This is a genomic window from Rhizobacter sp. P2_G4, assembly GCF_056403575.1.
Genome location: NZ_JBFUFG010000010.1, coordinates 15,534 through 29,908 on the forward strand (window position 1 = coordinate 15,534; position 14,375 = coordinate 29,908).

Consider the following 14,375-nt stretch of genomic DNA (forward strand, 5'->3'; position numbering starts at 1 on the left):
CTACCGTCGGCGGCTGCAAAAACCCCACGAAGGCAAAGTTCAGCCGCTCGCCCGCTCGATGATCTGGAAGCCCAGGTCGACCACCTTCTCGGCCACCGGGCGGCCCTCGGCGCGGTCGACGATGAATTGCGCGGCCTGTCGGCCGATGCCGGTGCCGTCGATGCGCACGGTGCTCAGCGCGGGATGGGCGTCGCCCGCGAACGCGAGGTCGCCGAAGCCGATGACGGCAAGCTGCTTGGGCACGTCGATCCCGCGGGCCGTGGCTTCGGTCAGCACGCCGAGCGCCAGCAGGTCGGAGCTGCAGAACACCGCGTCGACTGCGGGAGCGGTGTCTAGCAGCTGCGCCAGGCCGAAGCGGCCACCGCCCAGCGTGGTGGGTGCCGGCACGAGACGCACCGGCACGTCGACCGCGTCGCGCGCCAGACCGAGCCGCACGGCTTCGTCGATGAAACCCTGGTTGCGGCGCTGCGCACGCTCGTCGTCGCCGCTCAGCAAGGCGAGGCGGCGCCGGCCCTTGGCGTGCAGGTGCCGCGCCACTGCGGCTCCGGCTTGTGTATGGGAGAAACCAACGAGCATGTCGATCGGCGTAGGGGTGAGGTCCCAGGTCTCGACCACCGGGATGCCGGCGGCGAGCAACCGTCGGCGCCCGGCTGCCGAATGCATGATGCCGGTGAGCACGATGCCGTCGGGCCGGCGGCCGATGATGGCGTCGAGCAGCGCGTCTTCGCGCGACTCGGTGTAGCCACTCTGCCCCAGCATGAGCTGGTAGCCGGCATCTGCCAACGCTGCGGTCAACGACTCCAGCATCTCCATGAACACCGGGCCCGAGATGGTGGGCACCACCGCGGCCACTAGGCGGCTGCGCGACGAGGCGAGCCCGCCAGCCATGCGGTTCGGCACGTAGCCGGTGCGCGCCACGGCGTCACGCACCTTGGCCAAGGTCTCCTTGGCGACGTGGTCAGGGGTGTTGAGTGCACGCGAGGCGGTGATGGGCGACACGCCAGCCAGCCGCGCCACGTCGCCGAGGGTGATGCCACCGCCGCCGCGGCGAGGGCGTCTTGCGGTAGAGGGCTCTTCGACGGTCATGCGGCAGTGTAGCTTTGCGGATGACACCGCTACCATTCGCGCCCATTTCAATCGCCCCTGAGTCTGTCGAAGGTGTGCCGTGCCTGCGCCTGGGAATCCGGTCGGGCTGAGACATGCCGAAGGTGAGTCCGTTACCAATCGTGATTCGCGGCCCTTTTCTGCCAGCTTTTTCGCGGTTTGCAGGGCAGCCCCCGGTGCTGCAATTCAACCCATGCAAGCCGCCGAACAGCTCTTCTTCGAAGGCACCCGCCAGATCGCCGCCCACAACTACGCCGACGCGGAAGACTGCTTCCGCCGCACGGTGGCAATCGCCCCTCACCTGGCCGAAGCGCACGCCAATCTTGGCTGGCTGCTTGACGAAGCCAACGCGCCCGAAGAAGCCGATGCCTGCTACCGCCGCGCGCTGGCGCTGAACGCGTCGAACCCGCAGATCCTCCTCAACTACGGCGCCCTGCTTGCCCGGATGAAACGGTTCCGCGAAGCCGAGGCCGTGTACCTGAATGCGCTGCAGCTCAACCCACAGTCATCCGCCGCATGGTCGAACCTCGGCGTGTTGTGCGCACAGATGGCGCGCTACGCCGAAGCGATCACCTGCTGCGTGAACAGCCTGCTGATCGACCCCGATTACGCCAAGGCACACATCAACCTCGCCTACCTCTATCTGCGGCAAGGCCGCTTCGAAGAAGGCTGGGCGCACCTCGAGCGGCGCACGTGGAAGTACACGCCGCCCGCGAGCATCACCTGTCCGCGCTGGCGCGGCGAGTCCCTGCAAGGCAAGTCCATCCTCATCGGCCATGAGAGCGGGTTGGGCGACATGATTCACTTCGCGCGTTATGCGCAGGTCTTGCGCGACCAGGGCGCGCGCCACATCACGCTGGTGTGCCCGCCGGCCTTGCAGACGCTGCTGGCGTCGATGCCCGGTGTCGACGAGGTGCTGAGCCTCGACGCTGCACTGCCGGCCGGCAACTGGGATTGCTGGGCCTCATTGATGAGCCTGCCGTTTCATTGCAAGACACGCCTGCACGGCATCCCTGCCGCGCTGCCGTATCTGCATGCGAACCAGCAGGCCGCCGCACGTTGGAACACTCTGCTGCCGCAAGCGCGTTTGCGTGTCGGGCTGGTGTGGCAGGGCAACCCGAAGTTCGAGAACGACGACGAGCGCTCGATCGCATCGCTCGATCTGCTGCAGCCGCTCGGCGGCATCGACGGTGTGGCATTCATCAGCCTGCAAAAAGGCTGCGGTGAAGCGCAGGCCCAGAATCCGCCGCAGGGCCTGGACCTCGTCTGCCTGCCCGACGAGATTGGCGACTTTGCGGACACCGCTGCCATGGTCGCCAACCTCGATCTCGTGGTCACGGTCGACACCGCCGTGGCGCACCTCGCCGGCGCGATGGGCAAGCCCTGCTGGATCATGCTGCCGCATCACATGCCCGACTGGCGCTGGCTCTCCTGCCGAGACGATTCGCCTTGGTACCCAGGTGCAGTGCGCCTGTTCCGCCAACCCAGCCGCGGCGACTGGGCCACCGTGCTCACTCAGGTGCGTGCGGCGCTGGTGGACTTCAAGCCCGCCTGAGGGAGCGGCGCTCGTTCAGCGCGCGAGGCGAATGCCGCTGAACTGCCAGCAGGCCGTGGTCGGAAAGAAGTTGCGGTAGCTCGCCCGCAGATGCGAGCGCGGCGTCACGCACGAGCCGCCGCGCAACACCATCTGGTTGACCATGAACTTGCCGTTGTACTCGCCGACCGCGCCTGCGCTGGCCTTGAAGCCGGGGTACGGCAGGTAGGCGCTGGCCGTCCACTCCCAACAGTCACCGAAGAGCTGCTGCACGCTGCCGCCGTCGCCGGCCGGGGCGGGGTGGAAGCGGCCATCGTCTTGCACGCAGCCGCTGCCCTGCCAGCCGGTGAGGTGCGCGGCTCGCTCCCACTCGGCCTCGGTCGGTAACCGCGCACCAGCCCAGCGCGCATAGGCGTCGGCTTCGAAGTACGAGACATGCACCACCGGCTCGTGCGCGTTCAGGGCACGCAGTCCGCCGAGGGTGAACTCCTGCCAGCCGCTGTCTTGCCTTGCTTCTTCCTTCCGCCAATAGAGCGGGTGCTCGCGCTTGTTGGCATTGCGCCAGTCCCAGCCTTCGGACAACCAAAGCCCTGGGTCCTGGTAGCTGCCCTCGGCGATGAAGGTTGCATATTCCGCATTGGTGACGAGGCGCGAGGCCAGCTCGAAGCTCTGCACGAACGTGCGGTGGCGCGGGCCTTCGTTGTCGAAGCTGAAGCCGTCGCCGGCGTGGCCGATCTCGGTCAGCCCTTCTTCGAACGCGTGCCACTTGAGCGGCTGTGCCAACACCTCGCGCGGCGCGAGCTTGCCGTAGGCTGGCAGCAGCGGGTTGCACGAGAAGAGGTGCTTGATGTCGGTGAGCAGCAGTTCCTGGTGTTGTTGCTCGTGGTGCAGCCCGAGCTCGATGAGTTCGAGCGCAGCCTGATCGGCGGACCCGATCAGCCGCTGCACGCGGCGGTCGACGTCGGCGCGGTAGGCCAGCACCATGTCGAGCGCGGGCCGCGTGAGCAGCCCGCGCTGCGGCCGCGGGTGCTTGTCGCCGACGGCGTTGTAGTACGAATTGAAGAGCACGCGGAACGCCACGTCGAAGGGCTTGAAGCCGCTCTCCCAGCGCTCGAGCACGAAGGTCTCGAAGAACCATGTGGTGTGCGCCAGGTGCCACTTGGCCGGGCTCGCATCGGGCATCGACTGCGCGGCAGCGTCTTCGGGCGACAGCGCATCGGCCAGCGTGAGCGTCTGATCGCGAACGTGTCGGTAGTGGGCGGCGAGTTCGCGAGCGTTCAGTTCGTGCATGGGTGTTGGGATCAAGGACAAGCCAGGACGACGGCAAACCAGCGCCGCTCGTCCGTCCAGGCCACCGTGCGGTGGAAACCGGAGTCGTCGAGCAGGCGGGCAAAGCCTTCGATGTCGTACTTGTAGCTGTTTTCGGTGTGGATGCGCTCGCCGCGTGCGAATGCGCGTCCGCCGCCCGGCCACTGCACGATGGTGTCGGCCACGGCCTCGAGATGCATCTCGATGCGAGAGGCTTCTGCGTTGAAGAAGGCCACGTGCTTCCAGTGCTTGAGGTCGAAGTCGCTGCCGATCAGGCGGTTGAGGTGGGTCAGCACATTCAGGTTGAAAGCCGCCGTGACGCCGGCCGCATCGTCATAGGCGGCTTCGAGCACCGCCACGTCCTTGCGCAGGTCGACGCCAATCAGCAGGGCCCCGTCGTCTTGCAGCATGTGCCGCATGCGGGTCAGCAGGCCTCGGGCCTCGGGCGGGTCAAAGTTACCGATCGACGAGCCGGGGTAGAACAACAGGCGATGCGCCTGCGGCACGTCGGCCGGCATGACGATCTCACGGGTGAGGTCGGCACCGAAGGCGCGCACCTTCAGAGCGGGTAGCTCGGCCTGCAGACGCTTCACCGCCTGCTGTAAAAATTCTTCGGAAATATCTACCGCAACGAAGCGCGAGGCGGCGATCGATTCGCACAGATCGCGTGCCTTCTCGCAGTTGCCGGCACCGAGCTCGATCACGGTGCGGCCGGTGCCGACCTTGCGGGCGATGTCGTCGGCATGGCGCCGCATGATCTCGCGCTCGACACGGGTGGGGTAGTACTCGGGCAGCCGCGTGATGTCTTCGAAGATCGCCGAGCCGCGGGCGTCGTAGAAATACTTGGGAGAAATGGAGGCCACGGGCCGGCTCAGGCCCTCGATGATTTCGCGTATGGCGTCGGTCATGAACTCTCCTGAGTGAGGGGCCTGGTGAGAAGCCACCAAGAGAAACAGCAAGCCCGGCGGCCACCTTCAGCGACCGTCGGCCATGATCGTCGGAGACCTGCGCTGTTGGCAACAAAGCTGCCAGCAGCTGACATCCCGCCCGACGCCTTCGATGCAGACTACCTGCAACCCCTCGTCGTCGCCGGAAAGGGGTTTCTTACACGTTGGCATTTGGCATGCCACGCCCCGCGACGACGCGTCACAGCACGGCTTGCGACGATTTGCGACAAGCTTGAAATGTTGCCGCTGCGGCGCACCACGCGCTCTAGACTTCAGCGCCATGAGCAAACCCCTGGTCCTGATGGTCGACGATGACGCCGAACTGTCGGGCATGGTGGGAGAACTGCTCGAACGCGAGGGCTGGGCCGTGCACACCGTGCTCACGGCGGGTGACGGCGAGCGGGCGCTGGCTCAGCAGCAGCCGGAGGCCGTGCTGCTCGACGTGATGCTGCCCGACGCCAACGGCTTCGACGTGTGCCGCCGCTGGCGCGCCGCCCACCCCACGCTGGGTATCGTGATGCTCACCGCACGGGGCGACCCCATGGACCGCGTGCTCGGCCTCGAGATCGGGGCGGACGATTACCTGCCCAAGCCCTTCGAGCCGCGCGAGCTGGTGGCCCGCGTGCGCGCGCTGCTGCGCCGCCAGGCACCGGGCCGCGCCGACGTGCCGCAGCTTCGCTTCCAAGGCCTGGTCATCGACCTGCTGAGGCGCGAGGTGCTGGCGGGCACGCAAGCCGTGCTGCTCACCAGTGTCGAATACAAGCTGCTGATTGCGCTTGCCCGCGTGCCCGGCAAGCCGCTGTCTCGCACCGAGCTCAGCGACGCCGTGCAGAGCGGCGGTTACAAGCCGCTCGACCGCACGGTCGACGTTCAGGTGGCCCGGCTGCGCCGCAAGCTCGCCGAGGCTGCGCCAGGGCAAGAGTGGATCGACACGATCCGCGGTGAAGGCTACGTCTTCGTCCCGAGATGACAGCCCCGGGTTGAGGACGCCATGAGATTCCTGCCCCGTTTCGACAGCCTCTTCTCCAGGCTGCTGCTGGCGCAGATCGGCATGGTGTGCGTGCTGCTCTTCGTGTTGGGCGCGCTGTTCTTCGTCGATCGCAACGTCGCCATCGCGACGCTGTATGCCGACCGCTGGGCGCCGGAGCTGGCGAGCGCGGCGGGTTTGCAGCCGGCCCCCCAAGCGTCGACACCGGTACTGCGCAGCGCCGAGCGGCCGTCGCGCGGGCGCGTGGCCTCAGAGTACTCACCGCGCTTCGTGGCCTTGCGCGAGGCCTTGCGGGCCCGCGGCGTGCCGGTCGACGAAGTCGTGCTCGCGCGGGGCGCGCCCGAGCCGATGGTGTGGCTGCACGTGTCGCCCGAAGGCCGGCCGGCGGTGTGGTTGGGCGTGGCCGGGCAACTCGTGCTGCCCGAGTGGTCGCGGCGCACCGTGCTGGCCTTCGTGCTGTCGGCCGTGGTGCTGGTGGGCATGAGCTGGGCTTTCACGCGGCGGCTTACGCGGCCGCTGGAGCGCCTGCGCACACGCATGCAGACGCACACGCCCGGCGGCGAGGCGTCGCCGCCGCTGGGCTCGGTGTCAGCCGTCTCGCCGGAGATCGCCGCCATCGATGCCGCCTACACCGACCTGCTGGCGCGGCTGCAGCAGCACGAGCGCGAGCGGGCCGTGCTGCTGGCCGGCGTGTCGCACGACCTGCGCAGCCCGCTCGGGCGCATCCGCATGGCGGCCGAGCTGCTGCCCGACACGGCCGACGTGAATGCACGCAAGGCCTTGATTGTGCGCAACATCGGCCAGGCCGACCGCCTGATCGAGAGCTTTCTCGACTACGTGCGCTCGGGTGAACTGGCGTTCGATGAAACGGTGGACCTGGCAGCCGCTGCGCGCAGCGTGGTCGCCGGTTTTGAACGGCCCGCCCATGAGCTCGACATCGCAGCCCCTGCGAGCCTGCCCTGGCCACGTGCCAACCGCCTGCTGGTCGAGCGGCTGCTGGCCAACCTGGTCGACAACGCACTGAAGCACGGCAAGCCGCCGGTTCGACTGGGCCTGGGTGGCGACAGCAAGCACGCCTGGATCAGCGTCACCGATGCCGGCGAGGGCATGGATCCGCAAACCCTCGAGCGCCTGCAGGAAGCCTTCACGCGAGGCGACGGCAGCCGCTCCACCCCTGGCAGCGGGCTGGGGCTGGCCATCGTGCGCCAGGTGGCCGCGCGCCTGGGCGGCACGCTGTCGTTCGACCATGAGGACGGCGAGCCTACTGTTCGCGTCACACTGGGGTCTGCTCACCCGCACTGAACATTTCACCGCTGTCGCAATTCGTCGCGCAACGTGACCGCACGCCCGGCCCGGCTCGACTTCAATGGGAAGCATCGACAACAACCTCCTGGAGCCGACCATGCGCCACTTCAACCCAAGCGTTTTCCACCCGAGCCTTTCGCTGACGCTGCTGTGCGCCGCGGCCCTCGCCGCCTGCGGCGGTGGTGGCGATGACGCCGACAGCAGCACCAGCGCCGACACCGCCAGCTATGCCGCCAACGCAACCCTGATCGCCGGCGACGCCGGCTCGGCGCTCGACGAAAGCGTGGTGGCAGCAGAGGCGGTGGTCGCTGCCCAGGCCGGCACCTCGGTGCCCACCGGCACACGCGAAGCCGCGATGGGAGCGCCGGCGGAAAGCCCGCAGGCCGTGGTCGACGTGCCGGTCACCTGCGCCGGTGGCGGCAGCGCCACGCTGACGATCACCGGCGGCACCGCGAGCAGCGTGCTCAACGGCCAGCTCGACACCGGCGAGGTCTACCAGATCGTGTTCGCCAACTGCAAGGGCTCGGGCAGCGCCGCCACCGTGAACGGTACGCTGGCGATGACGGTGCTGAGCGCCAACGGCAGCGACCTCTCCATCACCACCACGGCGACCGACCTGTCTGTCACATTGCCACGCGGCACCGTCACGCTGAACGGCAGCACCTCGCGCCAGGTGAGCAGCAGCGCCGGTGCCGGCGGCACCACGGTACTCAGCAGCCGGTTCATCTCGCCGAACATCACGCTCGCCACGCATTTCAACGCACGCAACAGCAGCTTCACGCTGAGCGGTGTCGACATCACGCGGCAGAGCACCTGGCTCAACGGCGTGCTGCAGTCGAGCTCGATCAACGGCACGCACACGCTGTCGGCCTCGCTGCCCAACGGCTCGTTCAGCTACACCGTGGCCACGCAAGGCGGGGTGAGCTATGCAGCCAGCGGCCTGCCGACGGCGGGCGCCTGGACCATCACGCTGCCGTTCACGCGCGTGGGCGTGTCGATCGCCAACGCAGTGGTGACCATCACCGTCGACGATGGCAAGGACGGCACGATCGACCGCACCTTCACCGTGCCGATCGGCCGGCTGGAGTCCGACGCAGGCTGACGGCCCGCGAGGGCCTGAGGTATCGTTTCGGCTCCTTCGACAACGATGAGCCGCCTCAGGCCCGTCTTCCCATGGCCACCGCACGCAACAAGCCCGTCGCGAAGTTCCGCATTCGCGTCACCGCGGGTGACGTCATCGCGATCGGACCGGGCAAGATCGCCTTGCTCGAAGCCATCAGCGAAACGGGTTCCATCACGGCCGCGGCCAAGAGCCTGGACATGTCGTATCGGCGCGCCTGGATGCTGCTCGACGAGCTGAACCGCGCACTTCGCAAGCCCGCCGTCGACTCCGCAAAGGGTGGCCAGCACGGCGGTGGCAGCGAGCTGACCGAGGTGGGCCGCCAGCTCATCGACACCTACCGCCGCATCGAAGAAACGGCCTCTCGCGCCTGCGCGGCCGACATCAAGCGCCTGGTGGGGTTGATCGCAAGCTAGCGCCGGAGCGTGCGGGGCGCCGCACGGCGAATGTAAGAAGAGCGCCGCCATGTCGACACACCCACGTCGAACTCTCGGCAAGGGTGGAAGTCGAACCAGGACCTGCACCCTCCTCTCTCGGAGAACCGCCATGAACATCCCCACCCGCAGAACACTCATGACCCTCGGCGCATCGGCGCTCGCGTACGGCTTCGTCGCGCTGCGTGGCGGTGGCTTGAAGCAGGCCGAGGCGGCCAGCCCCGAAGTGTTCGAGGTCACGCACACCGATGCCGAATGGCGCAAGCTGCTCGATGCCAACCAGTACGCGGTGCTGCGCCACGAAGGCACCGAGCGGCCCTATTCGAGCCCGCTCAATGCCGAGCACCGCGAGGGCCGCTTTGCCTGTGCCGGCTGCGCGCTCGAGTTGTTCAGCTCGAAGACCAAGTTCGACAGCGGCACCGGGTGGCCGAGCTTCTGGAAGCCGCTCGACGGCGCCGTGGTCGAGCGCGAAGACGGCTCGCTCGGCATGCGGCGCACGGAGGTGCACTGCCGCCGCTGCGGTGGGCACCTCGGGCACGTCTTCAACGACGGGCCACGGCCCACCGGCCTGCGCTACTGCATGAATGGCGTCTCGCTGACGTTCAAGCCCGGCACCGCCTGAGCGCGGCACGGCCGCAGCGCTGCGGCTCGTGTCGAGAACGGCTGAGTCGCGGCAGTCGATATGCTCTGCGGTATATTTCGGTCACTCTTCAGCCGCGGCCACCGATCTCGCATGCGCTCAGCTTTCTTCCTCCGATCACTGCGCCACATCGGCGCCGCGCTTCTCTTCGCTGGCACCTTGAGCGCCCACGCGGCCGAACTCACCGTTTCGGCCGCTGCCAGCCTGACCAACGCTTTCAAGGAGGTGGGCGCAGCCTTCGAAGCGCAGAACCCCGGCACCAAGGTGCTGCTCAACTTCGCCGCATCGGACACCCTCCTCGCGCAGATCGCCAAAGGCGCGCCCGCCGATGTGTTCGCCTCGGCGGACCAGGAGACGATGGACAAGGCCGATGCGCAGAAGCTCACCACGTCGGGTTCGCGTCGCAACTTCGCCGGCAATGCACTGGTACTGGTGACGCCGAGTGACAGCACGCTGAACCTGAAGGCGCTGGCCGATCTGCAGCAGCCTGCCGTCAAGCGCATTGCGCTCGGCACCCCGAGCGGCGTGCCCGCCGGCCGCTATGCGAAGAGCGCCCTCGAATCCGCCAAGCTGTGGACTGCTGTCGAGCCAAAGGCCGTGTTCGCGCAGAACGTGCGCCAGTGCCTCGACTACGTGGCACGAGGTGAGGCCGAAGCCGGCTTCGTCTACGCCACCGACGCGGCGACGCAGAAAGACAAGGTCAAGGTCGCCCTGACCGTCGCGACGGAGACGCCAATCCGCTACCCCATCGCCGCGGTCGCTGGGAGCCCCAACGCCGCTGATGCACGCAAGTTCATCGAATTCGTTGCCTCGCCAGCCGCGCAAGCTGTTCTGGCGCGATACGGTTTCCTGAAGCCCTAGCTTCACAGTCGCATGGACTCAGCATGGATCCCGCTCGCACTCTCGCTGAAAGTGGCAGCGTGGTCGACGGCCATCAACCTGGTGCTCGGCGTGGCAGTCGGCCTGCTGTTGGCACGGCGCCGCTTCATCGGCCGCGAGTTCATCGATGCGGTGCTCACCCTGCCGATGGTGCTGCCGCCCACCGTGCTCGGCTACTACCTGCTGGTGCTCATCGGCAAGCGCGGGCCAATCGGTGCATGGCTGTACGACAGCTTCGGCATCAATCTGATCTTCACCTGGCAAGGGGCCGTGATCGCGGCCACCCTCGTTGCATTCCCGCTGGTGCTGAAGGCGGCACGCGCCGCGTTCGAAGGCGTGGACCCGCAGCTCGAGAAGGCAGCGCGTGTGCTCGGGCTCAACGAGTGGTCAGTGTTCTTTCGCGTGACCTTGCCGATGGCCTGGCGCGGCATCCTGGCCGGCGTACTGCTGGCGTTTGCCCGGGCACTCGGCGAGTTCGGCGCCACGCTGATGGTGGCCGGCAGCATCCCGGGCCGCACGCAGACCTTGTCGGTGGCGGTGTACGAAGCCGTGCAGGCGGGGCAGGACTCGGTGGCCAATGTGCTGGTGCTGATCACGTCGGTCACCTGCATCGTGGTGTTGTTGTCTGCTGGGCGCCTCGTCCCCGGGCGCGTGGCGCAGTAGTCACATGAGCTTTGACGTTGACATCGCCAAGACCGTGAGCAGCGGCAAGCGTCACTTTCACCTGCGCGTGAAGTTCCAGTCGACGGCGCGCCGCACCGCCATCTACGGTCCGTCAGGCGCTGGCAAGAGCCTGACGCTGCAGGCGCTCGCCGGGCTGCTGACACCCGACACCGGCCGCATCGCGTTCGACGGCAAGCTGCTGTTCGACCGCGACAGCAAGGTCGACGTGCCCGCCCGCGAACGCCGCTTCGGTTATCTGTTCCAGGACTACGCGCTGTTCCCGCACCTCAACGTGCGGCAGAACATCGCCTTCGGCTTGACTGCCGGGCTGCGTAACCCGTCGGCTCAGGTGGGCGGCGAGGCCGTCGACCGCTGGCTGCGGACCTTCGAACTCAACGACGTGGCTGCGCAGTACCCGAACGAACTCTCAGGTGGGCAGCGTCAGCGAACCGCACTGGCGCGCGCCCTCGTCAACTCACCGCGTGCCCTGCTGCTCGACGAACCGTTCTCCGCACTCGACTCCGAACTGCGCGACCGCATGCGCAGCGAGCTCGACGACCTGCTGCAACGCATCGACATCCCGATGCTGATGATCACGCACGACAAGGACGACCTGGCTCGCTTCGGCGAAGCCACGCTGTACCTGCGCGACGGCCTGATCTCGGAGCGGCCCGCACCTTCGCTGCTGCGGGCTTCGCCTTCGTCACTGCATGCCGTCTGAGGACGCGCAAAGAGACGCGCTGATCAGGCAGCGCGGCTTTTCGGGTCCGAGTCCTGAATGTAGACCGCGCCCGAGACACGCCCACCAGCGTCTTGCGCCGCCATCGCGACGTTGCGGCGGCGCCAGGCCCAGGTCTTGATGGCCTGCGGCAGGATGCTGATGCACGAGCAGTAGTAGATGAACTTGAAGCCCAGCAAGCGCGGCCCCACCGGGGTGCTGCGGAACAGGTCGCCGGCCAGGATGGACAGCAGCGCCTCCTGCATGCGCCACACATTGCGCGGCTGCATGAAGATCTTGCGGATGGCCGGCGAGGTGATGCGGTAGATGAACCACGAGAACATCTTGGGGCCGTGCTTCATCATCTTCTCGAGCCGGCGGAACTGCTTCTCGGCCATGGGCATCTCGCCCTTGAGCCAGTGGTCGACGGCGACCGCGCTTTCGAAGGCACTGTTCATCGCGAGGTACACGCCCGACGAGAACATCGGGTCGACGAAGGCATACGCGTCGCCGATCATCACGAACTTTTCGCCGCGGCAGATCTTCGAGTCGTAGGCGTAGTTGCCGGTGGTGGTGGCCGGCTCCAGCAGCGTCGCGTCTTTCAAGCGCTCGGCCAGCTTGGGCGCCAGGGCGATGGTCTGCATCAGGAAGTCGTTGAGGCTTGCGCCCTTGCGGTTGTCCTTGAAGTAACCGGGGTGGGCGACGGCGCCGACGCTGGTGGTGCCGTCGAGCAACGGGATGTACCAGAACCAGCCATGGTCGAACCAGAACAGCGTGATGCTGCCCTCCCACGCGCCCGGTGTGCGGTACGCATTGCTGAAGTGGCCGAACAGCGCGGCGCTCGCATGCCGGCGGTTGCGCTGCTTCACGTCGAACTGGTTGGACAGCAGCGTGTCGCGGCCGCTGGCGTCGATCACGAAGCGCGGGCGCCACTCGGTCTCGGTGCCGTCGTCGTTCTTCACCTTGACGAGCGCGCGGCCATCACCGCCCTTGCCTGCGTCCATGTCGGCATGCGTGACGCGGCAACCCTCGAAGGTGCGTGCGCCTTGCTTGGTGGCATGGCGGAACAGCAGCTCATCGAACTCCGAACGCCGCACGTGCACGGCGTAAGGGAAGGATTTGTCCATCGCCTCGGCAAACAGGAAGCGGCTGGTGTGGTCGTGCCACGGCGAAACGAATTCGGCGCCGTGCTTGGTAATGCCGATGGCCTCCACCTCCTTGCGCACGCCGAGCCGGTCGAACAGCGGCATGTTCATCGGCAGCAGCGATTCACCGATGTGAAAGCGCGGGTGCTGTGCCTTCTCGAAGACCACCACGTCATGGCCCTTGTCGGCCAGAAGCGCAGCCACCGTCGACCCGGCCGGCCCACCCCCAATGACGACGACGTCGGGCGTGTTGCCCGAAAACTGCTGAGATGCCATTGCGCTGTTCCTGCTCTGATAAGTGATGTGTCGAGAGATCGGTGACTCAAGAATGGCCTGCCTCAGCGGTCATGCGTCGAATGCGGCTCATCCCAAAGTATAGAAATACTTTGAGGGGGCTCTGCAGGGTGACAACGTGACGCTGTGCTCGCCTCGGCGGTGCGGACGAACAAATGCCGCTGCACGGAGCGCCGGGGCGCCCGTGAGCGGCACGAAAGAGGCAGTCTGAACACGGCGGACACCGTGACGGCCATGCGCTCGCAACCCTTGGGTGATCTCGGCGGGACGCCGAAATCACCAGGTTCTCAAGTCAGGAGTTCGCCGACTTGAAATAGCGGGCTTCGAGTCCTTTGGCGTTGGTGAGGTGCAAGGCAACCATCACCCGCTCCATGAAGGTCAGCTGCTGGATGCGACCGTCAGGCATGGCCAGCACGGTGCCGAGGATCGGCTCTTCGGCGATCGTCGATTCCTGGTAGTCCCTGGACTTCAATGCTTCTCTCATGGGGTCTCCTTGTCTGCTTTGCACACCGCTACAGAGGGCTGCGGAGCCTCTGTAACAAGCTGTATTTTACGGCTCAGGCCCCGTTCATGGAGCGGTTTTGAGGGCCGCTTTCCCATGGGCAAACCCTTGATCCGGCCAGGGCCACGAGTCCTACGCGAGCTTCAGCCTGTGCTGACAGCCATGCTGAGCGGGCACTTCTAGAGTGAAAGCCGGTTCAACTTCTGGAGATGTCATGACCCAGCTCAAACGCGTTGTTCAGATCGGCTTGTTTGCCATGGCCTGCGGCCTGGCTGTTTCGGCACAGGCGCGCTCGGACGCCTCGTTCCTCAAGCAGGCGGCGCAGAACGGCAACGCCGAAGTCGAGGCCAGCAAGCTGGCAGCAACCAAGGCGCAGAACCCCGAGGTGAAGGCCTTCGCCGAAGCGATGGTGGCAGAGCACAGCAAGGTAGCGAGTGAACTGCAATCGCTCGCGGCCAGCAAGAACGTGAAGCTGCCCGACGGTCCCTCGGTGATGCAGAAGACCGAGCTGAAGATGATCAACGCCGGCGACGACGCCAAGTTCGACGAGCGCTACGCCAGAAACTTCGGTGTGAAGGCACACGAGTCGACCATCAAGCTCTTCCAGGAAGCGGCACAGAACGCGAAGGATGCGGACGTGAAGGCCTGGGCGCAGAAGACCCTGCCCAGCTTGCAGCACCACCTCGAGATGGCTCAGGCGCTGCCACCGGCCAAGAAGTAACCCCGAAAGCAAGAGGAGGCGTGTGACGAGTGGCCGGCTCGACAGAGCCGGCCACTTTGTTTGCGCTTTGTTT

General features: G+C 66.7%; 15 protein-coding genes. 10 read left to right on the forward strand and 5 right to left on the reverse strand.

The window, feature by feature from the left end; genetic code table 11:
• Positions 1 to 39: 39 nt before the first annotated feature.
• Positions 40 to 1,086 (reverse strand): LacI family DNA-binding transcriptional regulator, encoded by a 1,047-nt coding sequence (locus AC1DYS_RS25780; RefSeq protein WP_477904426.1) that lies wholly within the window; start codon positions 1,084 to 1,086, stop codon positions 40 to 42.
• A 211-nt stretch (positions 1,087 to 1,297) separates the two neighbouring features.
• Between AC1DYS_RS25780 and AC1DYS_RS25785 the strand changes: the two genes are divergently transcribed.
• Positions 1,298 to 2,659: a tetratricopeptide repeat protein gene (locus tag AC1DYS_RS25785; protein WP_477904427.1), complete on the forward strand. Its 1,362-nt coding sequence runs from the start codon at positions 1,298 to 1,300 to the stop codon at positions 2,657 to 2,659.
• A gap of 15 nt (positions 2,660 to 2,674) precedes the next feature.
• On the opposite strand, the gene egtB is transcribed toward AC1DYS_RS25785, so the two are convergent.
• Together egtB and egtD are read right to left on the reverse strand one after the other, a co-directional pair.
• On the reverse strand, positions 2,675 to 3,928 hold the full coding sequence (egtB, locus tag AC1DYS_RS25790) for an ergothioneine biosynthesis protein EgtB (protein ID WP_477904428.1): 1,254 nt from the start codon (positions 3,926 to 3,928) through the stop codon (positions 2,675 to 2,677).
• Positions 3,929 to 3,939: 11 nt separating this feature from the next.
• Positions 3,940 to 4,854 carry an L-histidine N(alpha)-methyltransferase gene (gene egtD, locus AC1DYS_RS25795; RefSeq protein ID WP_477904429.1) on the reverse strand — a complete coding sequence of 305 codons (915 nt, stop codon included), beginning with the start codon at positions 4,852 to 4,854 and terminating at the stop codon, positions 3,940 to 3,942.
• Between the two features lie 319 nt (positions 4,855 to 5,173).
• On the opposite strand from egtD, the gene AC1DYS_RS25800 reads away from it, so the two are divergent.
• From AC1DYS_RS25800 to AC1DYS_RS25835, 8 genes are all read left to right on the forward strand, one after another.
• The gene (locus tag AC1DYS_RS25800) at positions 5,174 to 5,863 is read left to right on the forward strand and encodes a response regulator transcription factor (RefSeq protein WP_477904430.1); all 690 of its coding nucleotides are present in this window, start codon (positions 5,174 to 5,176) and stop codon (positions 5,861 to 5,863) included.
• 21 nt (positions 5,864 to 5,884) lie between these two features.
• Complete coding sequence (locus tag AC1DYS_RS25805; RefSeq protein WP_477904431.1) at positions 5,885 to 7,183, forward strand: sensor histidine kinase; 1,299 nt, start codon at positions 5,885 to 5,887, stop codon at positions 7,181 to 7,183.
• A gap of 64 nt (positions 7,184 to 7,247) precedes the next feature.
• Positions 7,248 to 8,288, forward strand: coding sequence for a hypothetical protein (locus AC1DYS_RS25810; RefSeq protein ID WP_477904432.1), 1,041 nt, complete (start codon positions 7,248 to 7,250; stop codon positions 8,286 to 8,288).
• Between the two features lie 71 nt (positions 8,289 to 8,359).
• Positions 8,360 to 8,722, forward strand: a complete 363-nt coding sequence (locus tag AC1DYS_RS25815; RefSeq protein WP_477904433.1) for a winged helix-turn-helix domain-containing protein — start codon at positions 8,360 to 8,362, stop codon at positions 8,720 to 8,722.
• A 136-nt stretch (positions 8,723 to 8,858) separates the two neighbouring features.
• Complete coding sequence (gene msrB / locus AC1DYS_RS25820; protein WP_477904575.1) at positions 8,859 to 9,362, forward strand: peptide-methionine (R)-S-oxide reductase MsrB; 504 nt, start codon at positions 8,859 to 8,861, stop codon at positions 9,360 to 9,362.
• A 111-nt stretch (positions 9,363 to 9,473) separates the two neighbouring features.
• The gene (gene modA, locus AC1DYS_RS25825) at positions 9,474 to 10,241 is read left to right on the forward strand and encodes a molybdate ABC transporter substrate-binding protein (RefSeq protein WP_477904434.1); all 768 of its coding nucleotides are present in this window, start codon (positions 9,474 to 9,476) and stop codon (positions 10,239 to 10,241) included.
• A 12-nt stretch (positions 10,242 to 10,253) separates the two neighbouring features.
• Positions 10,254 to 10,922 carry a molybdate ABC transporter permease subunit gene (gene modB, locus AC1DYS_RS25830; RefSeq protein WP_477904435.1) on the forward strand — a complete coding sequence of 223 codons (669 nt, stop codon included), beginning with the start codon at positions 10,254 to 10,256 and terminating at the stop codon, positions 10,920 to 10,922.
• A 4-nt stretch (positions 10,923 to 10,926) separates the two neighbouring features.
• Positions 10,927 to 11,643 (forward strand): sulfate/molybdate ABC transporter ATP-binding protein, encoded by a 717-nt coding sequence (locus tag AC1DYS_RS25835; protein WP_477904436.1) that lies wholly within the window; start codon positions 10,927 to 10,929, stop codon positions 11,641 to 11,643.
• A 23-nt stretch (positions 11,644 to 11,666) separates the two neighbouring features.
• Here AC1DYS_RS25835 and AC1DYS_RS25840 read toward each other — a convergent pair whose 3' ends face one another.
• Complete coding sequence (locus tag AC1DYS_RS25840) at positions 11,667 to 13,061, reverse strand: NAD(P)/FAD-dependent oxidoreductase (protein ID WP_477904437.1); 1,395 nt, start codon at positions 13,059 to 13,061, stop codon at positions 11,667 to 11,669.
• Positions 13,062 to 13,371: 310 nt separating this feature from the next.
• A complete protein-coding gene (locus tag AC1DYS_RS25845; protein WP_477904438.1) occupies positions 13,372 to 13,563 on the reverse strand; it encodes a hypothetical protein in 192 nt (63 codons plus the stop codon).
• 232 nt (positions 13,564 to 13,795) lie between these two features.
• Between AC1DYS_RS25845 and AC1DYS_RS25850 the strand changes: the two genes are divergently transcribed.
• On the forward strand, positions 13,796 to 14,302 hold the full coding sequence (locus AC1DYS_RS25850) for a DUF4142 domain-containing protein (protein ID WP_477904439.1): 507 nt from the start codon (positions 13,796 to 13,798) through the stop codon (positions 14,300 to 14,302).
• Positions 14,303 to 14,375 lie beyond the last annotated feature (73 nt).